The organism is Pseudoalteromonas sp. G5_S1_14_S5 (assembly GCF_054968605.1).
In genome coordinates this window covers 24,737-44,610 of record NZ_JBQKUM010000043.1, presented here as the reverse complement: position 1 = coordinate 44,610, position 19,874 = coordinate 24,737, and the positions used below count along the sequence as shown (strand labels likewise).

General features: G+C 44.0%; 18 protein-coding genes. 10 read left to right on the top strand and 8 right to left on the bottom strand.

Annotated elements, in window-relative coordinates; translation table 11 throughout:
• Positions 1-75 precede the first annotated feature (75 nt).
• A complete protein-coding gene (hmpA, locus tag ACTRWI_RS13905; RefSeq protein ID WP_499132190.1) occupies positions 76-1,272 on the bottom strand; it encodes an NO-inducible flavohemoprotein in 1,197 nt (398 codons plus the stop codon).
• 370 nt (positions 1,273-1,642) lie between these two features.
• Between hmpA and norR the strand changes: the two genes are divergently transcribed.
• Together norR and ACTRWI_RS13895 are read left to right on the top strand one after the other, a co-directional pair.
• Positions 1,643-3,235, top strand: coding sequence for a nitric oxide reductase transcriptional regulator NorR (norR, locus tag ACTRWI_RS13900; protein ID WP_499132189.1), 1,593 nt, complete (start codon positions 1,643-1,645; stop codon positions 3,233-3,235).
• An 87-nt stretch (positions 3,236-3,322) separates the two neighbouring features.
• Positions 3,323-3,682: a glutaredoxin family protein gene (locus ACTRWI_RS13895; protein WP_004740097.1), complete on the top strand. Its 360-nt coding sequence runs from the start codon at positions 3,323-3,325 to the stop codon at positions 3,680-3,682.
• Between the two features lie 102 nt (positions 3,683-3,784).
• On the opposite strand, the gene ACTRWI_RS13890 is transcribed toward ACTRWI_RS13895, so the two are convergent.
• The gene (locus tag ACTRWI_RS13890) at positions 3,785-4,417 is read right to left on the bottom strand and encodes an OmpA family protein (protein WP_499132187.1); all 633 of its coding nucleotides are present in this window, start codon (positions 4,415-4,417) and stop codon (positions 3,785-3,787) included.
• A gap of 257 nt (positions 4,418-4,674) precedes the next feature.
• Between ACTRWI_RS13890 and ACTRWI_RS13885 the strand changes: the two genes are divergently transcribed.
• The 6 genes from ACTRWI_RS13885 (at position 4,675) to ACTRWI_RS13860 (ending at position 10,267) form a co-directional block, all read left to right on the top strand.
• On the top strand, positions 4,675-5,301 hold the full coding sequence (locus ACTRWI_RS13885) for a thioredoxin domain-containing protein (protein ID WP_499132186.1): 627 nt from the start codon (positions 4,675-4,677) through the stop codon (positions 5,299-5,301).
• Between the two features lie 56 nt (positions 5,302-5,357).
• Positions 5,358-5,831 carry a BamJ family beta-barrel-assembly machinery protein gene (gene bamJ / locus ACTRWI_RS13880; RefSeq protein WP_499132185.1) on the top strand — a complete coding sequence of 158 codons (474 nt, stop codon included), beginning with the start codon at positions 5,358-5,360 and terminating at the stop codon, positions 5,829-5,831.
• A gap of 181 nt (positions 5,832-6,012) precedes the next feature.
• On the top strand, positions 6,013-6,606 hold the full coding sequence (locus ACTRWI_RS13875; RefSeq protein WP_499132183.1) for a TetR/AcrR family transcriptional regulator: 594 nt from the start codon (positions 6,013-6,015) through the stop codon (positions 6,604-6,606).
• 149 nt (positions 6,607-6,755) lie between these two features.
• Entirely contained in the window at positions 6,756-7,787 is a 1,032-nt protein-coding gene (gene curA, locus ACTRWI_RS13870; RefSeq protein ID WP_499132180.1) for an NADPH-dependent curcumin/dihydrocurcumin reductase, read from the top strand.
• Between the two features lie 24 nt (positions 7,788-7,811).
• Positions 7,812-8,432 carry a glutathione S-transferase family protein gene (locus tag ACTRWI_RS13865; RefSeq protein WP_499132177.1) on the top strand — a complete coding sequence of 207 codons (621 nt, stop codon included), beginning with the start codon at positions 7,812-7,814 and terminating at the stop codon, positions 8,430-8,432.
• A gap of 152 nt (positions 8,433-8,584) precedes the next feature.
• Complete coding sequence (locus tag ACTRWI_RS13860; RefSeq protein ID WP_499132174.1) at positions 8,585-10,267, top strand: RluA family pseudouridine synthase; 1,683 nt, start codon at positions 8,585-8,587, stop codon at positions 10,265-10,267.
• Positions 10,268-10,402: 135 nt separating this feature from the next.
• Here ACTRWI_RS13860 and ACTRWI_RS13855 read toward each other — a convergent pair whose 3' ends face one another.
• From ACTRWI_RS13855 to ACTRWI_RS13845, 3 genes are all read right to left on the bottom strand, one after another.
• The gene (locus ACTRWI_RS13855; RefSeq protein ID WP_080566553.1) at positions 10,403-10,696 is read right to left on the bottom strand and encodes a YkgJ family cysteine cluster protein; all 294 of its coding nucleotides are present in this window, start codon (positions 10,694-10,696) and stop codon (positions 10,403-10,405) included.
• Between the two features lie 166 nt (positions 10,697-10,862).
• Positions 10,863-12,047: a serine hydrolase gene (locus ACTRWI_RS13850; RefSeq protein ID WP_499132173.1), complete on the bottom strand. Its 1,185-nt coding sequence runs from the start codon at positions 12,045-12,047 to the stop codon at positions 10,863-10,865.
• Positions 12,048-12,344: 297 nt separating this feature from the next.
• A complete protein-coding gene (locus ACTRWI_RS13845) occupies positions 12,345-12,596 on the bottom strand; it encodes a hypothetical protein (protein ID WP_499132171.1) in 252 nt (83 codons plus the stop codon).
• Positions 12,597-13,091: 495 nt separating this feature from the next.
• On the opposite strand from ACTRWI_RS13845, the gene ACTRWI_RS13840 reads away from it, so the two are divergent.
• The gene (locus tag ACTRWI_RS13840) at positions 13,092-13,346 is read left to right on the top strand and encodes a YgjV family protein (protein ID WP_008219360.1); all 255 of its coding nucleotides are present in this window, start codon (positions 13,092-13,094) and stop codon (positions 13,344-13,346) included.
• Positions 13,347-13,604: 258 nt separating this feature from the next.
• Here the strand turns inward: ACTRWI_RS13840 and ACTRWI_RS13835 are convergent, their stop codons facing one another.
• Positions 13,605-16,484 (bottom strand): chitinase C-terminal domain-containing protein, encoded by a 2,880-nt coding sequence (locus ACTRWI_RS13835; protein WP_499132169.1) that lies wholly within the window; start codon positions 16,482-16,484, stop codon positions 13,605-13,607.
• Between the two features lie 476 nt (positions 16,485-16,960).
• Between ACTRWI_RS13835 and ACTRWI_RS13830 the strand changes: the two genes are divergently transcribed.
• A complete protein-coding gene (locus tag ACTRWI_RS13830; RefSeq protein ID WP_499132167.1) occupies positions 16,961-18,547 on the top strand; it encodes a BCCT family transporter in 1,587 nt (528 codons plus the stop codon).
• Positions 18,548-18,643: 96 nt separating this feature from the next.
• Here the strand turns inward: ACTRWI_RS13830 and ACTRWI_RS13825 are convergent, their stop codons facing one another.
• Together ACTRWI_RS13825 and ACTRWI_RS13820 are read right to left on the bottom strand one after the other, a co-directional pair.
• A complete protein-coding gene (locus ACTRWI_RS13825) occupies positions 18,644-19,006 on the bottom strand; it encodes a RidA family protein (RefSeq protein ID WP_499132166.1) in 363 nt (120 codons plus the stop codon).
• 110 nt (positions 19,007-19,116) lie between these two features.
• Positions 19,117-19,869, bottom strand: coding sequence for a PhzF family phenazine biosynthesis protein (locus tag ACTRWI_RS13820; RefSeq protein WP_499132195.1), 753 nt, complete (start codon positions 19,867-19,869; stop codon positions 19,117-19,119).
• Positions 19,870-19,874 lie beyond the last annotated feature (5 nt).

Here is a 19,874-nt window from a genome sequence, read left to right as displayed (position 1 = left end):
TCACACTGTGAGGCCTTTTGATTGGGCAAGTTTTTTAATATACCAGGCGAGTGTTAACACAACTACCTTAAGATCTTAGAAGTTAGCGTGAGGGCCAAATACTTCGTAGTGAACACGAGAGCGGTCAACTTTAAGTGCATCTAGCTGCTCAACAATGTTCTTCATAAAGCCTACAGGGCCACAGATGTAAAAATCGCTGTCTTTAAATCCTTCAGTATCAGAGATCGAAGCAAGATCCATTTGACCTTCATGCGTATTCTCACACGCTGATGCTTCTTTGTTAATGTACCATGTCTTCGCAGACCAGCCTTTACCAGCAACGATGTCTTTCACACGTTTAGTGAATGAGTGTTGATTTTCATTTTCACAAGCATGTAGGTAAAGCACTGGCTCGTTTTTCTCTTCAGTATTCAGGAACTCAAGCATTGACTGCATTGGCGTTACACCAACACCTGCAGAGATAAGCGTTACTGGCTTACAGCGCTCTTGATACATGAAGTCACCCGCCGGAGCGTAAAGGCTTACTTCATCACCGATAGCAACCGTGTCGTGTAGGTGGTTAGAAACCACGCCTTGTGTTTCTTGGCCATGGCCTTCACGCTTAACAGAGATGCGGTATTGCTTACCGTTCGGCTTATCTGATAGTGAGTATTGGCGAATTTCGCTGTATTGCGCGCCTTCTGGCTTAACTTCGATACCGATGTATTGACCAGGCGTGTAATCTAGAACGTCACCGCCATCTTTTGGTTGTAGAATAAAGCTTGTTACTAGTGCTGATTCTTCAATCTTGTCTGCAATCACGAACGTACGTGCTGCTTCCCAACCGCCAACAGCTTGTTTACGTTGTAGGTAAAGCTCAGCTTCACGATCGATGAATACTTGAGCCAAGAAAAGGTAAGCCGCTGTCCACGCCTCTTCAACTTCAGGTGTAAATGCGTCTGTTGCCAGCTCGCGCAGTGTTTCAATCAGATGTAAACCAACAATTTGGTAGTGCTCTGGTTGAATGTTAAAACTTGTATGTTTGTGAGCAATGCGTTCAACCGCTGTTGTTAACGCTGCTAGGTTTTCAATGTTCTTTGCATATGCCGCAATAGCTTCAAACAGTGCTACGCCTTGGCGACCTGTTCTTTGGTGAGTCATATTGAAGATATCTTTTAACTCAGGGTTATGTGTGAACATACGTTGATAAAAGTGCTGAGTTAAAGCTGGGCCTGCGCTCTCAAGTAGAGGAATAGTAGATTTGATGATTTCGATATGTGCATTGTTAAGCATGAATTTACTCCGAACACTGAGCCTTATGACCTATTATGTCATTTTGACTACTTAAAAATTAAGAATGACTTATCGATTTTCTGAAAGCTTAGTTATTCTTAGAAACTGAGTTAATTTGACTCTTTTTCATTTCAAAAAATCGCGAAACCTGATTAATGCTACCTGATTGTTTGAGAACAAGAATAGTCTGTTTAATCAGCGCTATAATTGGGCTTCACTGTCTCTTTTGCACAATCAGTGCCAACTTTTTCAAGCCCCGCCAGCACTGGCTTTATTCACAAAAATCTCTTTATAAAAATGTCAAAAAGACCTTTTTTTTAAGTCAATAAGACTCTATGATGTATATAAACACACACAGTTAGAGTTTTTTATGCAAGATATCTCCGCATCTACCCTCATGGAAATGACCATTGGCCTCGCAAGTGGTGTAAACGATCAAGATCGTTTTAATCGCTTAATAGATGCCATTCGTAAAACCATTACGTGTGATTGTGTCGCGCTATTAAGCCTTCAAGGTGACACTCTAGTACCTATCGCGATGCAAGGGCTAAGCCGCGACACATTCGGTCGTCGTTTTATCATTTCAGAGCACCCACGTTTTGCGGAGATATGTGCATCTCGCTCTCCTGTTCGTTTCGATTCTGATAGTTCCCTCCCAGATCCTTTTGATGGTTTACTGATCGACCATGATGGCGACCTGCCAATGCACGCCTGTATGGGGCTGCCTTTGCTATTTGGCGATAAACTATTAGGGGTTCTAACACTAGACAGCCTTAAGCCAGATGTCTTCGCTAATATTCCAGCGCGTAATCTTGAAGTATTAGCTGCCATTGCAGCATCAAGCATGCAGATGGCATTAACTTTCTCTCAGCTTGAGCATCAAGCAAAACAATCCAAACAGCTATTAGAAGAGTTGAACGTTGAAGCGTGGGAACGCGAAGGCGGTGAATTGATTGGTAACAGTGACACCATGGTGGCGCTCAAGAACGACATCGCTGTAGTAGCGCCTTCAGAATTCAACATTCTGATTCACGGTGATACAGGTGTAGGTAAAGAACTGGTCGCTCGTACTCTACATCATCAATCGCAGCGTAAGCGTAATCCATTGGTTTACGTAAACTGCGCGGCTATTCCTGAGAACCTGGTTGAAAGTGAATTGTTTGGTCACGTACGTGGTGCATTTACAGGCGCAGACAAAAACCGCTTAGGTAAGTTCGCACTTGCCGATGGCGGTACCCTATTCCTCGATGAGATTGGTGAACTGCCGCTAGCCGCGCAAAGCAAGTTACTGCGTGCGCTGCAAAACAACGAAATTCAACCTGTAGGTCAAGACAACATTCAAACCATTGATGTACGTGTGTTGGCAGCAACTAACCGAGATTTAAAGCAAGAAGTGGAGGACGGTCGATTCAGAGCCGATTTATACCACCGATTAAGTGTTTACCCTATTGCGGTCCCTGCTTTGAAAGATCGTGGAGACGACATCAGCTTGCTCGCCGGTTTCTTCCTAGAACAGGCTCGTCGTAAGCTCGGCATCAACCAAGTGAAATTCCGCTCTGATGTTCTTGTATTCCTAAACCACTATGGTTGGCCAGGTAACGTCCGTGAACTTGAGCATGTAATCAGTCGTTCAGCATTGAAAGCACTTGCCCGTAGTACCAACAAGAATCTAGTGACAATCACCAAAGAAGATTGTGTGCCGCTGGATCAAGATCAGCCAGTCGCAAAGACTCAAGCTAAAACCACTCCGCTATCCACGCCAACGGTCGATCTGTCGGCAGGCTTACGTGGTGCAACCGACGATTTTCAACGTAGCATCATCACAGAGGTGTTAGAAGAAGCTAACTTTAACTGGGCGCAGGCCGGACGAGTTCTAAAGACGGACCGAGCAAACCTAACCCGACTGTCGAAGCGCTTAGGGCTAAATGTGGCTAAGTCTCACACGATTGAACGGACAAAATAGATATTGGCGGTTTGTTGCGAGCATCTGGCAAAACTTGTGTATAATGCTGTAAATTGTAACGCTAATTTTAAATATGTAGAGAGAGTTATGAAGTTTATCCGTTGGTTCTTAGGTCGTGTCATTTTGCTATTAAATTTTGTTTTTACTCCTCGTGGCGTAAAACGTTCACAAGAAGAACAAAACAAAGTCAACGAGCAAGCTAAATCACACACGTTATACCAATTCGAAGCGTGCCCATTTTGTGTAAAAGTGCGCCGCGCGATGAAACGTCAATCGGTTCAGTTTGAACTTCGTGATGCTAAAAACAATGAACAGCACCGTGCAGAGCTTGAAGCGGGCGGCGGTCGTGTGAAAGTGCCTTGTCTACGTATTGAGAAAGACGGCAAAACTGAGTGGATGTACGAGTCTTCAGACATCGTCGCTTACTTAGAAAAGCAGTTCGCATAAGCTAACAAGCTAAGCGAAAATCAGATAAAAAAATTCCCTCAAATGTGAGGGATTTTTATTTCTGCTATTCGCGCTCTATTTTTGAGAACAAAACGCCAATAACTATTTCGCGACGATCAGCATCAGCTCTACTCGGCGGTTGCACGCCTTACCTTGCGGGGAAGCATTGGTACACGCTGGAACATACTCACCAAAGCCGCGAGTATAAATAGAACGACTCGATACGTAGTTGCTTTCTAAGCGAGCTTTCACCTCTTTTGCGCGCTGCTCTGATAAAGGATCATTGATACGATCTGTACCTGTATTATCAGTATGACCTTCAATCACGATATCGATGTCTTGGCGCTGAGAAAGGTAACTACCAAGTGTGTCTAACCATTGGTTGTAAGCAGGTTCAGGGAACACAGATCCTGTTTTGAAATTCACACGTTGCTCAAGTTTTACCATCACATGATTACCTGGCAACACTTCAAAGTCGATGCGGTTTTGTCTTAGAAACACTTCTAGCGGGTCGTTCGTTGACACGCCGCGACCGTAGTTAGTGGTTATGGTTCTTTGATGCTGAGAGCTACTCTGCATTGAGTAACCGCCACGGTTTGTAGTTGTTGTTTGAACAACGCCCCACTCTGGATGCATCAAATCATAATCCGTCTGCGGTGCTGTCTCTAGCAGATTATCGCCTAACAGACCGGCTGGTAACGTCGTTTCACACCCAGCCAAAGCTATGCTTAACATTATCGCTAAATATCTCATTACTTCACCAACCACTCATGCAGATAAACCATTTACTAATGTCTATATCGGCACCCAGAAAAAAACTTTAGACAAAAAGAATGCACTTCTAAAAAAATGCTTTTGATCACAGTTAACCGTCAACTAACCTGTCTTACCCCACTAGTTCGAACTGTTTGCATTTATTTACCTTATAATTGTTTTCCAATTCGTACTAAATAGTTAGAATCTCACGACTTCTCATCGCTAGAGTAAACATAATGTTTAAACCATTTACTAAATTCTTCACTGCGCTCGTTGCTGTACTTATTATTGCTGGTTGTAGCGAAACAGACGAGCCGCAAAAAGGCGTTCAATACGAGGCGCTTCCAACTGTTCTAACAGAATTTAACCTGTCACCGATCACTGAAATCTTCTCTCTAAATTGTGGTCACTGTCGCCAAATGGAAAGTACAATTCCAGAGATTGAGTCTCTAACGGACCAGAAAATTGGCAAGATGCACGTAACATTCAATGAAAGTGCTCAAATCAGCGCAATGATTTACTACACAGCAGTGATGCAGCTTGATGCAACGCCAGATCACGCTTTCATGGACGACTTATTCGGCGCTGTTCAAATGGGTGCAAACGCAACACCAGAGCAACGTCAACAAGCGCTAGAAACTGCTTTTACTTCTCGTGGTTTGGTTAGCCCATACCAGTTGAATAAAGAACAACAAGTAACGCTTTTTGACTATGTTAAGAAAGCAGAAGAAATTTCAGTAAAAGGTCAGATCAACTCAGTACCAACGTTTATCGTTAACGGTAAATACCAAGTACTGACAGCAGGTCACCAAGACGTTGCAGGCATCGCAAAAACCATCAACTACCTTTTGACTCAACCATAAGCGCGACTTTAGTCAGCTCATTAATAAACTAAGTAATAAATATAATAGGTTCTACTATGTCTAAATTTGTCATCCCGGTCATCGTCTTTCTTTTGGCGGGTTTCATGATTTATCGTACTTGGACAAATCATAAGTCTGGTGCAGAAAACTTCGAACATGGTCAACAATTCCTACTAGAGAACGGAAAAAAAGAAGGTGTGATCACGACTGAAAGCGGTCTTCAGTACCTAGTGCTTGAAGAAGGCACTGGCACTGTTCACCCTACTAAAAACAGCAAAGTAACGGTTCACTATCACGGTACTCTGATCGATGGCACGGTTTTCGATAGCTCTGTAGAACGTGGGGAGCCAATCTCATTCGCTCTGAAGCAAGTAATCAAAGGCTGGCAAGAAGGTTTGACTTATATGGTAGAAGGTCAAAAAGTACGCCTATTCATTCCAAGCACGCTAGGTTACGGCAAAGGTGGTACGGGCCCAATCCCACCATCAGCAACATTGATTTTTGATGTTGAGTTAATCTCTATCCAGTAACCCGCTCAATTGAAAGTAACTATTACGTTAAGCCCCGACATGCAACACATGTCGGGGCTTTTTATTAGTAAACCATTGCTTTAAAAGCACCTAAATACTAACAATCATCCATTTAACACGATTAATTAAGTAATAACACAGCAACTAGACGACTGGTCTAGTTTAGATTATAGTATCGACCATGAATGAAAAAACGAATGACACATGCCTGCATATTTTGAATATTGGCTATCAACTCATAGTGAACAACGGCTTCAATGGCGTTGGTTTATCACAATTGCTTAAAGAAGCGGAAGTACCGAAAGGGTCGTTTTACCACTACTTTAAATCAAAAGAGCAATTTGGTGAGGCGCTAATCCAGCACTATTTTGAAAACTACATCACTAAGATTGAATCCATTTTAATGCACGGTGAAGGCAACCATTATCAACGAATCTTGAGTTACTTTTCGCTGTGGTCAAAGATTGAGAACGGTACCTGTAATGCGCACAAGTGTTTAGTCGTTAAACTCGGTGCTGAAGTATCAGACCTTTCTGATCCTATGCGTCAGGCTCTGCTAAAAGGTGCTGAGAAAGTCACAACAACCATCCAGCATTGTATTGTTGGCGGTATTGAAGATGGCTCTATCTCAGTAGAAAACAGCCAAGAAGCAGCCCAGAACTTATACTCAATGTGGCTAGGCGCTAGTTTATTAAGCAAGTTAAGCCAAAGTTCACAGAACTTAGAGTCGGCATTACGCCTCACCGAACAAATTTTAAAAGGTGGAAGCCATTAACACGCACTGCGTTTTATTGGCATTTACTATTTTAGCTTAAATAAATCACCCGCCCTCTTCTAAACTTGATAACGGCGGGATTTTTAGGAAACAACACTAGACGACTGGTCTAATTCTAGATAAGCACAATATAAAATTAAGGACATCCAATGACTCAACAAGACAATCGTCGCATCGTATTAGCTTCTCGCCCTGTCGGCGCACCAACTCAAGATAACTTCCGCTTAGAAACCGTTGCTGCTCCAAAAATCAACGAAGGTGAAATGTTACTTCGCTCGGTTTACCTATCTCTCGACCCTTACATGCGTGGCCGTATGAATGATACAAAATCTTATGCCGATCCAGTCGCTCTTGATGAGGTGATGGTTGGTGCAACTGTGTGTCAGATTGAAGCATCAAACAACAGCGATTATGAAGTTGGCGAATGGGTCTTAGCTTACACAGGCTGGCAGGATTATGGCGTGTCGAACGGTGAAGGTCTTATCAAGCTAGGAAAAGAGCCGACTCACCCTTCTTACGCACTGGGCATCATGGGCATGCCAGGCTTTACCGCTTACATGGGGTTACTGGATATCGGCCAACCGAAAGAAGGCGACACGTTAGTGGTAGCGGCTGCAACTGGCCCAGTAGGCGCTACGGTTGGACAAATTGGTAAGTTAAAAGGTTGTCGTGTCATTGGCGTGGCTGGCGGTCAAGAGAAATGTCAGTACGCGAAAGAGGTTCTTGGTTTTGATGAATGTATCGACCACAAGGCAGATGACTTCCCAGAGCAATTAACGAAAGTGTGTGATAAAGGCATCGACGTTTACTTTGAAAACGTTGGCGGCAAGGTATTCGATGCAGTAATGCCTCTGCTTAATACAGGCGCTCGAATTCCTGTTTGTGGCCTTATCTCACAATACAATGCGACATCATTCCCTGAGGGTCCAGACCGTATGTCTAGCCTTATGGGCACCCTTCTAGTTAAGCGTATTAAGATGCAAGGCTTCATCATCTTTGACGACTACGCGCACCGTTACAACGAATTCGCAACTCAAATGACTGAATGGCTGTCTCAAGGAAAAATGCACTACCGCGAACATCTAATTGAAGGTCTAGACGAAGCGCCACAAGCTTTCATGGGTCTGTTAGAAGGCCAGAACTTCGGTAAACTTGTTATCAAAACTAACGAAACAAAATAGCTCAAGGATAGAATAGGTAGAACTATGATTACTTTACATCACCTAAATAAATCGCGTTCGAAGCGCATCATCTGGCTACTCGAAGAGCTTGGTGTCGACTATCAAATCCAACCTTATCAACGAGACAGTGTCACGTTTTTAGCACCACCTGAACTGAAGTCTGTTCACCCTCTTGGTAAATCTCCAGTCATTGAAGATGATGGTGTGGTGATCAGCGAATCTGGCGCGATTATTGAGTATCTCATCGACAAGTTTGGCCAAGGTAAATTTGCACCAGCACGCGGTACAGCTGAATACGTTGAGTATTCTCAGTGGCTACACTTTGCTGAGAGTTCGGGTATTTTACCAATGCTGCTTAAGATCTTCGTGATGAAAGACGGCGCCGAAACAAACTTCCTTGGTAGTTATGCTGATGGCGAAAATCAAAAGATCCTAACCTTCGTAAACCAATCTCTCGAAGGAAAAACCTTCCTTGTAGGGGAAACACTCACTGGCGCCGATTTTATGATGTCGTTCATCGTTGAAATCATCGGTAACTTTGGTGCTACTGCGCTCTACCCTAATATTGCTAAATACGGTGAGCTTTTGGCGAGCCACCCTGCTTACCAAAAGGCGGAGCAACTCGAGTTAGAACACTCCAATTAATCGATGTTCAGTCTATGCAATAATTCCATAGCGTGAAAATGACTGTCTAAATGAAGCCAAAACCGATTTATCTTCCGCTTTGGCTTCTCATTTACCTTTATTTCGACAACAATACCGAGCTCTAAACTGAATACCCATAGAGTTTGATCTTCATGTCAGCAAACCTTGCTCAATACACACCACTGCACACGTTAAACCAAACAGCGAATCAAACCTTATCGCTGCCAGAGCGTTTTACATTCCCGTATTACTATACTCCGCACCCATTGTGTGAAATAGCGATGCAGCAGCTTCAACAGTCACTCCTTGACTGTGGTGTCAATGAAACATCACAAGGTAATCTCTATGCCGTTCTTCTGGTTCAACATCCTCGAACTCAAGAATTGGGCTACCTTTCTGCATATTCAGGTTTGCAACTCGATTCGTCGTTAGAGTCTCAACTATCGAATTTTAGCTTTGTTCCATCTGCATTTGATAAAAAGCAGTTTGAAAACCAAAATAGACACAGCTTAATTCAACAAACGACTCTAGCTGACGACATTACTAACCTAGAGCACTCTCATAACTTAGATGAACTGACATCAACGCTGAGCGAACTGAAAAACGCCGCGAGCAAATCAATAGAAGCATTTCAGCTCACTATGGCTGCCAACAAAGCACTGCGCAATGAACTGAGAGAGCAAGCTAACCAAGAAAAAAAACTAGGAAATCTAGAGTCTGCGGCCAACCTACTAAAGCAGTTAGGTAATCAAAGCAGCCAAGAGAAGCGCGATCTCAAAGCACTTCGGATCGAGTGGAAAGAAAAGATCTCTGAAAAGCAATCACAAGTAGACGCTATCGAAAGCGAGCTTAAAAGCCGTAAGAATGACTATCACGCCATTTCTGCTGATTTAGAAACACAGCGTTTGTCTCACTATCGCTTTCTCAACCAAGCGGCACAGTCAAAGAGCCTGCTTGAATTATTAGATAGTAAAGATGCGCTTGAAGGCTCTGGTGACTGCTGCCTACCTAAATTGCTTAATTTTGCCTTTGAACAGGGCTTTTCACCGTTAGCTTTAGCCGAGTTTTGGTGGGGACTACCGCCAACAGATATTATTCGACAACACGGAAACCTCTACCCAGTTTGCCAAAGTAAGAGCTTTGAGATCCTTGAGCATCAGCTAAGTGGCATTGAGCTAGAAGATAATCCGCTTATCGTAAATCCTGCGGTCGGTAAGTCGTTTGATATTGTTTATGAAGATGCAGAGATCGTGGTCGTGAACAAGCCCGAAGAGTTCTTGTCGGTTCCAGGCAAGTTCATCGAAGACTCAGTATATACGCGTATTAAAGCACGCTATCCAGATGCAACAGGCCCGTTGATTATCCATAGATTGGATATGTCGACCTCTGGCTTGCTGATCTTGGCGCTAACAGCCGAGTCCAACAAGCATATCCAAAAGCAGTTCATCGATAGAACGGTCGAAAAGCGTTACACCGCACTACTTGATGGCGAAATAACGCTTGAATCTGGTGACATCAGCCTTCCTTTACGTGGCGATATCAGCGACAGACCAAGACAGCTCGTTTGTCATAAACATGGACGTAATGCAGAAACGCATTGGCAAGCGGTCAGCACCAATAACGGAGAAACCAAGGTGCACTTGTATCCTAAAACAGGCCGTACTCACCAGCTGCGTGTACACTGTGCCCATCCACAAGGACTTGGAGTGCCAATTCGTGGTGATGACCTATATGGCTACAAGCGCGAACGTCTGCACCTTCATGCGGGCTACCTCAAACTGATTCACCCAACAACCGGGGAATGGATGGAATTTGAAGTGCCTTCTGAGTTCTAAATCGACTCGTTCTCACACAAAACTAAATCAGTAAAACGAATCAGGGCTCTATATCCAATCGAGATATAAAGCCCTGACTTACAAGAAATCGTGTATTGAGATTAACAATATGAATCAACCGGTTGCTAACACTACCTAACCCATCACCTCTTTACGCTGGTCGACACACTCAAAAGAGCCCATTTCGAACTCACGGCAGATCCATGGACGGTTTTCATAGATAGTACACATCAGTGTTTCCCTATCTACCGCTGAACACCAACCATCATCTAGACGTTTCATGGTTTCACCGCCCCATTCATCGTAAGCAATATGCTCTTCTGGGACACCCGTATCTGTGATGATCATAACCTCTAAACGACAACAGCATGCCTGGCAATTGGCGCAAGTTACTTCAGGTTCGGTGATGTTCTTTATCTCTATGGTCATAAGTAACTACACTGCTAAATTTTGCGTATAGTAATCGAAACCATCAGCGACTGCTAATAAAGAACGTTATTCACCTCGCTTTTTCCGGTTCTGAAACAACAAAAAGGACGCTGTGATTGAATCATGGCGCCCAGTCGTTTTACTTTTCGTTATGGTGTCAGTTCGCTTAGAACAAACTTGAGAAGAACAATTTAAAGTAGTCCATCAAACGTTTGAACAAGCCTCCCTGCTCAACCGATTCAAGTGCGATCAAATGCTGAGTTTTAACATCTTCGCCATCAACCGTGTAATGAACGACACCTAAAGTTTGACCTTTTGTAATCGGCGCTTTGAGTTCCGAGTTTAATTCGATAGATGCGGTGAGTTTTTTACTGTCTGACTTTGGTAGCGTGATAAATGTGTCTTCTGCAACCCCAAGCTTCAAAGTGTCTTGGTCACCAAACCATACTTTCTCTTCAGCCACTTGGTCGCCACCTTGGTGGACATTAAGCGTATCGAAGAATCGGAAGCCATAACTTAAGAGCTGCTTGCTGTCTGACTCACGGCTTTTAACACTCGATGCGCCCATCACAACTGCGATAAGTCTCATTTCACCTTGTGTTGCCGAGCTCGCTAAGCTGTAGCCCGCCCCCGAGGTATAACCGGTTTTCATGCCATCAACCGTTAAACTTCTGTCACGGAGCAAGCTATTGCGGTTATGTTGCGTGATGCCGTTGTAACTGAAAGAACGCTCACTGTATAAGCCATAAACATCTGGTAGATCTTTAATGATTGCTCGGCCAAGCATTGCGATATCGTAAGGCGTTGAATATAAGTCGTCAGCGTCTAAACCATGCGCATTTGCAAAGTGAGTGTTTTCCAATTTAAGCGAAGCAGCCCAAGAGTTCATCAAATCAACAAAGGCATCTTGAGAGCCTGCAACGTGCTCTGCAATCGCAACACTGGCATCGTTACCCGATTGAATGATCAAGCCTCGGTATAGATCCATCATCGCGACGTCGGTATTTACTTCGATGAACATTTTTGAAGAGTCAGGGAAATTCTTTGCCCAAGCGTTTTCACTAATTCTGACTTTATCATCTGCGGAGATGTTGCCTCGCTTCATCTCCTGACCTGCCACGTAGCTGGTCATCAGTTTGGTCAAGCTTGCTGGGTTCAACTTGGTGTGCGCATTTTTTTCGACGAGCACATCACCAGAATTAAAGTCGATTAACACATACCCTTTCGCGCCCAGAGTTGGCGGAGCCGGTACTATAGAAGGTGCTCCGATAGCTGCAGTGCTAAACATCGCTGCGTTACTTACAATGAATATACTTAATAAAGGGAGAGAGTATTTGGAGACCAGTTTCATTGAATTAAACCTAAGTTAACATTTTGACCAGTATAGACAAATGCTAGCAAAAGAAGCGCGAACTTTACGTTGCTTTACGCAAATGTACCTTTAGTTACAAATAAAAAAGTATATTCTGCGATCTGTTCATTTTTTCGACCGTTAATATTGATCAAGCAAATACTCTCCCTACTTAGTATTTGCTATTTATCTCTCTGGCATTTGTCTAAATAGCATCTCCATAAAACCAGAAATTCGCTCTTTGCTCTCACTTGCTTCAAGATCGGCCTGAATACCCGTTTGCGCTAGCGCCCGCCACTAGATCACCTGAGAATTTGGCACGGAAAACACGATGTATATAGAGCCTTTTTCTACGAATTTGTCCCTTCCATCATAGAATGGAACACCTGTAGAGAGCTGCTCCGCATCGAAAATGGAATTGTCATTCAGCTCTGACTCTTCGGCTAAGCCAAAGCCAACCACCACATCACCAACACCCCAACCTTGCTTTAAGCGGTACCCCTTTTCAGTTAACTGCTCTTCAATCGCATCACGTACCATGTCAGTCACGACGGTTTCATTGTATTTCTTAGAGAGATATACCTGTTCTGATTGTGGGTGCTATGAATAAGTCGTGACGCCATTTTTCATAAACTCGAAGTCAAGCTAGTAACAACCCCATAATCATGCACAGGCAGTTGCTCTTAGCTCGTACATGCCGTCAGCCCAATGATCATCAAGCTCACAAGCACAGCGGTCATTATGTTTTTTGTTGCACAAATGGATCGTTTTATCATGGTTAGAGGCTTTACCTATATATCAATGATTATCAATTTGACTGCCAACATAAACAGTAATTATGTTAAGCGAAAATGCATTAAACGTTTGCGTAATCGCTAACCTTCACTTCAACCTATTTTGGGGGTTTAATCACAAAAACGGAGTTGGTATAGTCTAACCCGTTAAACATAACCAGGCCATTCGAGGCACGGAGCTTCCTCAATCATCTCATGAAGAGAAGAATTGGTACCGACAAAGTATCGGCAAATTTAAGAGAGTCAAACAATGGAATTCAATATGGTTGAGATTTTAGGTTACGCTGCGTCTATTATGGTCGCAATTTCACTAACAATGAAAGATATCGTTCGCCTACGTGTCCTTAACTTTATTGGCTGTGCACTCTTCACAGCATACGGCGTTATGATTGACGCTTGGCCAGTGGTTGCAACCAACGGCTTCATCGCATGTGTAAACATCTACTTCCTTGCAAAAATGCAAAAGGAGAAAAAAGCGGAAGCGATGAAAGAAGCAAAAGCTTAATTTAGCGACTAGCGATTTCAAACTATTCTAAAAAAGCCCAAACAGATCGTTCTATTTGGGCTTTTTTATCTCTGTTATTCTTCTACACGCTCACTACCTTCTGCTTTTTCACCGTTCGGACATAACAGGCGTAAAGCATAGTAAGACCATGAATAAAAAAACGCCGAACAGGATTGAGTTCGGCGTTTAACTCTACGTTAAGTGGTTTGTTTTAGGAGGCTAAGCTAGAAAGCTCTCACCTCTATCAAAAAATCAATACTATGAACACACTTTAGTCCAGCTACCGTCACTGCCCGGCTCAGAACTTGTCCACCAGTTAGCTCGGTAAATACTGCCGTTGTGAACCACTTGGTCTCCCGTATTGGCATGGCTTGGATTGCCAGCCCAGTCTTTCTGTGGCAGATCTGGGTACACAGTTAAGCCTGCGGTATCACAAGTACCAGGGTTTGTGCCACCGTCGCCAGGGTTACCGTCACCAGAACTAATATCACCTAAAGGTAAATCTGGCTGCTCAAAGCTAAACGCATAATCAACACCACCTATATTAACGGCATAGTTTGCAGGGCCTGAAATTGGTAAGTAATACACCATATCCAGCTCATACACGCCACCAGCAGGAAGCTCTTTCCATGCAGGTAATGTAAAGGCTACACGGTGCATAGTACCGTCTAAACCACCGATGTTATCCGCACGAGTATGACCCGAAACAATTACAGTCAAACCACCACCAGATTGGTCTTTCGCGTTATCTGGTGCAGATACAGGAATATCAAACCGGAATTCCGTACCGCCAGGCAGTGCTTGACCCGTATTGTTGGTAAATATGATCTTAGGATTAATTGGGTAGTTTTGGTCACCGACTTTGAAGCCACCAACCGATACTGCGATGTCTAATGCTTCGGTAGGAATTGCACCAGTCGCGACTTTGTTGCCATATGGCATTGCCGACTTAAACTTATCGTAGATAGCTTTAGTCATTGTGTTACCCATGTGGAACTCACCGTTACCGCTGTTACAAGCTTGCTCTGTGGTATCAACCGTTGTGCGGTTGCCACTTGCATCAAGTATATAACAGTTGTAGTCGCCAGCCAGTTCCCAGAACATGATACCGCCGATTTCTTTGTCGATAACGTAGTCCGCTTTCACGTTGATAGACTCTTTATCTTCCGTAGAAAGGAACACGCCTTTTTCAGCATTCCATAGCCAAGGTGCAACCGCCACGCTGTCGTAGTTACGCGTATAAGTACCTCTTAAAACATCCGTTGGATCGTTTACAGGATCAAGCTTGTAAGCATCCGCATAAGAACCCCAAATACCTTTCTCTAGGTTCTTTGCATGCCACATTGGGTTCGAACCTGCGCCCATTTCGTTTCCTTTAGGGTCTGTATCGTGCCACATGTTATCGATACCAATCGCGCCGTGACCACAGTTGTTCTTCTCGCCTTCACCAGTGCCAGCTGCACATTCAGACTGATTAGGCAGTGCAGCTCGGCCCCAAAGACCATCTTCACCACCTGTTACACCCTGCCAACCACGCGTGTAGTAAGGTACACCGATGTTAATACGACCAGCTGGCATTGAACCGCGGAAGTAATGGTAAGCCCAATCTGTGTTCAGGTAGCCAATACCGCCATAAGCCGCCGTGTCGTATACGTTCCACTGTTCTAGCTCTGAATCTTTACCTGTATCAAACAAAGCAGCGTTGTGGCCAACGTGGTCGTTCCAAGCACCATGAAGGTCGTAAGACATGATGTTCACATAATCAAGATATTGAGTGACATCGAATGTTTCCATGCCGCGTAATAGGTAGCCAGAAGAAGGTGCCGCGATAGTTAACATGTAGTGATTGCCATCTTCAGCGGACGCCACATCAAGCTTCTCACGCAGTACTTTCATCAATACTTGGTATGAAGCCCATAGGTACTGACGACGCGGTTCCATGAAGTCTTTGTCGTGTGGGTTACCCGCACCAGCCATTGAAGTTGGATACTCGTAATCAATATCTAGGCCGTCGAATTGATACTTACGCAGCATTTCCACCGCTGATGTCGCGAATGTTTCGATGCCTTGATGATTAATAGAGCCATCAGCATTAGTCGTCATGGTGTAGAAACCACCATCAGCGACACGACTGCCGTCTGTGGCAAAATAGCCACCAGTCTCAGCCCAGCCACCAATTGAGATTAGTGTTTTAACACCGTTTTTTTTCTTCGCAGTTGCGAGCGCACCAAAGTGACCTTTAAAGCCTAATGCAGGGTCAACCTCTACTCCCGGCCACTCTTTACCGACAGCAGCATTATTTGGATCGTTTACGTCACCAACGTTCACTTTGCCATCTGAACCGATGCTCACGAACGCGTAGTTAATGTGTGTGAGCTGTTCCCAAGGAATATCATTCACTAAGTAAGCTGCTTGCGGGTCGTCTCCTGCACGCCAACTGGTAAAGTAGCCAATCACACGACGAGGGTGATCCGCACCCATTTTCTCACGGCCTTCATCATCGTAAATTGTACAGTAAGGAACATCGATACCTTGCGTTTGATACAAGCCATCAGGACGACATGTACTAACCGTTGGAGCACCATTCACCTTCAAAGAAGCCAAGGCTGAGTCCGTTGTTGCACCTTGATCGTCGGTCGCTTTTGCGTAAATAGACAAAGTACCTACTTGAGTGGTTGTGTAGTCAAGCGTATACGGGCTTGTTGCAGCCGTTCCAACTAAAGAACCTGCCACATAGAAATCGACTTTATCAACCGCACCTTCACTGTCTGCAGCCGTTGCAGTGAGTGTTACCACACCACCTACATCAACAGAAGCCGCTGAAAGTGCAACTGATACCGTTGGCGCTTCATTTGGCATGCCACCGTCTCCGCCGCCGCTACACACATCAATCCTTTTCCATTGTGCATAGTCACCTTCAAATTGGCTCGGGTTGTTGTTTTGATTCCAGTAATTCGCTGAGTACGCGCTGCCGTCATATAAAACCTGATCACCACCAGTATATACCGTGGCAGAATCCCACGCTTCTAACGTTGAACAATCAACAGCCGCGTAGCTGTTATGCGCCATTAAGCATGACGCGGTGAGAGTACTGAGTGCAAAAACCTTTTTGGCCACTCTTCCTTGGTTTAGGTGCATGTTAGTTGTTCCTTAAGTTACTGTTTCAAGATACTTAATTTAAGTGTCATATTTCTCACCACTTAAATCTCTTCGCAAAACAACTGTAGGTAACAGTGCCAATTTAACACCTAAAATATTCCATATTTATAAAATGACTCGCATTAATTTGTTTATAGCATGAAATGAGCCGACACTTATTTTGCACGAACAACTAATATTAAATTTATTTGGGTACGCTAAAAAATATCGCCTAACTCACTTCATTAATTACAAAACTCCATTCATATCGACTTTATTCATTCGTTCTGAAATTTCGTCTTAAAACTAACCAAAAGGGAGTGATTTAGCCATAGAACCGATTTCTTTTCTAAATTCGCCCACTTTTTCTTAACAATTGTGATAGTATCGCGTCTTTTTTTGACGAACCTCACATTTCCAATGCAAGTGTGGGAGAAATACATAGGCTTGAAAAAGCCAAATATAGCGAAGAAATAATGTCCAACTTGACGCAAGTCGCCAACGAAAACATCAACGCAGAATCTACTTCTATTAACTTCACTAAAGCCCAATCTTTGGGTGAAAAACTAGAGCTTGGAAATCCAGTATTTTGGCTAAGTGGGAGCTTTTTAACCCTCTTTGTCATACTTGCCTTCACCAACACCTCGGCGTTATCAGAACTTGTGAACATCGGGTTTAGTTACTCGACTAAATGGTTCGGTGCTTTTTGGCAGGTTCTCTTACTACTCAACTTCATTATCGGCTTAGTGCTTGCACTAGGACGCACAGGTCACGTTCGTTTGGGTAAACTTGCCCTTCCTGAAATGACCACATTCAAATGGATGTCGATTGTCTTATGTACGCTGCTCGCAGGCGGTGGTGTATTTTGGGCAGCGGCAGAGCCTATTGCTCACTTCGTTTCTGCTCCGCCTCTATACGGCAACGCTGATCCTCAAGCAATGGCGTTCAACGCCCTATCTCAGTCTTTCATGCACTGGGGCTTTCTTGCTTGGGCAATCTTAGGGGGCTTATCCTCTATCGTACTGATGCACCTACACTACGATAAAGGGCTTCCTCTTAAACCGCGTACTTTGCTTTATCCATTACTGGGTGAGAAAGCGATTAATAGCTGGATCGGTAACGTAGTCGACGCGTGTAGTATTGTTGCTGTGGCTGCAGGTACTATCGGTCCAATTGGTTTCTTAGGTCTTCAAATCAGTTATGCATTAAGTGAACTGTTTGGTATCTCAGACAGCTTTGCGACTCAGAGCGTCGTCATTCTATTCGCTATCGCCATGTACACCCTATCTGCATTGAGCGGCGTGAACAAAGGCATCCAACTGGTTAGCCGTTACAACATTATCTTGTCTGTGTGCCTTATCGGCTACATCCTTCTTGTAGGCCCAACAAGCTTCATCGTTGATGGCTACTTGCAAGGCATGGGTGAAATGATCGATAACTTCATCCCTATGGCACTTTACCGACAGGATACAGCGTGGCTAGGTGGTTGGACGGTATTCTTCTGGGGTTGGTTCTTAGGCTATGGTCCAATGATGGCTATCTTTATCGCGCGCATCTCGCGTGGCCGAACTATTCGCCAAATGATCGTGTCTATCAGCATTGTTGCTCCACTGGTAACCTGCTTCTGGTTCAGCATCGTTGGTGGTAGCGGTTTAGCGTTTGAGTTAGAAAACCCTGGTGTGATTTCCAGTGCGTTTGAAGGCTTCAACCTTCCTGCAGTGTTGCTGGCTATCACTGCACAACTGCCATTTCCGACTCTGATTGCGATACTGTTCCTTATCCTGACCACCACGTTCATCGTAACGACAGGTGACTCAATGACCTACACCATCAGTGTGGTTATGACAGGTACTACAGAACCAAACGCAGCGGTACGCACCTTCTGGGGTATCATCATGGGTGCTGTAGCAATCGCACTTATCTCAATGGGCTCTGGCGGTATATCTGCGCTACAGTCGTTCATTGTTATTACTGCCGTTCCTGTATCATTCATCTTACTACCATGTTTATGGCATGCACCTAAGATCGCGACTCAGATGGCAAAAGAACAAGGCATCGCTTAGTACCAACGCCGCCTAAGCTCGATTTCGTAATTCGAACAAAAAAGCCACTCAAGTGAATCACCTGAGTGGCTTTGTTTTATCTATCTGTGCGCCGGTTTATTGAAACTTTTCCCCAGCGGCAACCATGAATGACATTTCAACTAATAATTCAGGGGTTGCCAGTTCAGCTTTCACACATGCACAGCTCGGCGCACACCCTTCAGGGAACCATGCTTCCCATACTTCGTTGAGTGCATCAAAGTTAGCGAAATCCGTTAGGTAAATAGTAACCGACAATACGCGAGATTTATCGCTATCTACCAGGCTCATCATCGCTTCAGCTTGCTCAAAGATTTGTTGAACCTGACTCTTAATGCCCGCAGATGTGTCTGACTCAGCAACTTCAACAAAGCTTGCAATACCATTAAAAACAGTTATATCAGACCAACGCTTGGTCGGGTTAATTCTATGAATCTTCACTCGCTATTCCCTTTTTATTGTTGGGATCTACATCAGAGTAATCTAATCCAAATCCTTAATATTGAGAACAAAAATTAGTTCGCGGTATTGATCATAGACTCAACACACTTTCACCTACGGCATTCAACTCTAGCAGAGACTATGATCGATGAAGTTACTCCCTTCTCCACTTCAAAATACCCACCAGCACTAGAAAGCTGACGAACTGATAGTTTGTCTTTTCCTAGTTTATCGAACCAATATGGAGCCAGTGAACACTGCGCAGAACCGGTTGCTAAATCCTCTGAAATGCCGATCTTAGGTGCGAAATAACGAAGCACATATCCGTCATCTGAGCTTTTGGCCGTCACCATAACAGCATGCAGATCATTGATTTTTTTATACTGTTCAAAATCAGGAGTAAAGTTCCTGACTGCTTCCTCAGAGTCCAACACCAACACTAAATCTCTTGTAGAGAATGCATCGACAACGGGCTGATTCAAAGCCGACAGATCAATTGGAACATCACTCCACTCAACATAAGGTTTACCATTCCAGCTTGGCAGTTCCAATCGAGATAAGCCGTCTTTTCTAGAAATCACGACCTGTCCATAATCACTGTTTAAAGTAACCTCTTCAAACTTATACCGCTCGATCAAATTAGTACCAGCACCTAAACTACCGTGACCACACAGGTTTATCTCACCATCTAATGCAAACCAACGGATGTCGAACTGACTTCCCGATTTCTTCACAAAAGCAGTAATAGGCTGTGCTAGTTGATGTGTTATTTCTAATAATTCCGAATCTGCTAACCATTGCTCTAATTCAACAACCCCACAAGGATTCCCTTTAGCCGACTCTCCACTAAAAACATCATATATAAGTG

What these genes read in the sequence shown, in the direction of transcription:
- hmpA (WP_499132190.1), bottom strand. Translation starts at nt 1,272, where the DNA reads ATGCTTAACAATGCACATATCGAAATCATCAAATCTACTATTCCTCTA.
- norR (WP_499132189.1), top strand. Translation starts at nt 1,643, where the DNA reads ATGCAAGATATCTCCGCATCTACCCTCATGGAAATGACCATTGGCCTC.
- ACTRWI_RS13895 (WP_004740097.1), top strand. Translation starts at nt 3,323, where the DNA reads ATGAAGTTTATCCGTTGGTTCTTAGGTCGTGTCATTTTGCTATTAAAT.
- ACTRWI_RS13890 (WP_499132187.1), bottom strand. Translation starts at nt 4,417, where the DNA reads ATGTTAAGCATAGCTTTGGCTGGGTGTGAAACGACGTTACCAGCCGGT.
- ACTRWI_RS13885 (WP_499132186.1), top strand. Translation starts at nt 4,675, where the DNA reads ATGTTTAAACCATTTACTAAATTCTTCACTGCGCTCGTTGCTGTACTT.
- bamJ (WP_499132185.1), top strand. Translation starts at nt 5,358, where the DNA reads ATGTCTAAATTTGTCATCCCGGTCATCGTCTTTCTTTTGGCGGGTTTC.
- ACTRWI_RS13875 (WP_499132183.1), top strand. Translation starts at nt 6,013, where the DNA reads ATGAATGAAAAAACGAATGACACATGCCTGCATATTTTGAATATTGGC.
- curA (WP_499132180.1), top strand. Translation starts at nt 6,756, where the DNA reads ATGACTCAACAAGACAATCGTCGCATCGTATTAGCTTCTCGCCCTGTC.
- ACTRWI_RS13865 (WP_499132177.1), top strand. Translation starts at nt 7,812, where the DNA reads ATGATTACTTTACATCACCTAAATAAATCGCGTTCGAAGCGCATCATC.
- ACTRWI_RS13860 (WP_499132174.1), top strand. Translation starts at nt 8,585, where the DNA reads ATGTCAGCAAACCTTGCTCAATACACACCACTGCACACGTTAAACCAA.
- ACTRWI_RS13855 (WP_080566553.1), bottom strand. Translation starts at nt 10,696, where the DNA reads ATGACCATAGAGATAAAGAACATCACCGAACCTGAAGTAACTTGCGCC.
- ACTRWI_RS13850 (WP_499132173.1), bottom strand. Translation starts at nt 12,047, where the DNA reads ATGAAACTGGTCTCCAAATACTCTCTCCCTTTATTAAGTATATTCATT.
- ACTRWI_RS13840 (WP_008219360.1), top strand. Translation starts at nt 13,092, where the DNA reads ATGGAATTCAATATGGTTGAGATTTTAGGTTACGCTGCGTCTATTATG.
- ACTRWI_RS13835 (WP_499132169.1), bottom strand. Translation starts at nt 16,484, where the DNA reads ATGCACCTAAACCAAGGAAGAGTGGCCAAAAAGGTTTTTGCACTCAGT.
- ACTRWI_RS13830 (WP_499132167.1), top strand. Translation starts at nt 16,961, where the DNA reads ATGTCCAACTTGACGCAAGTCGCCAACGAAAACATCAACGCAGAATCT.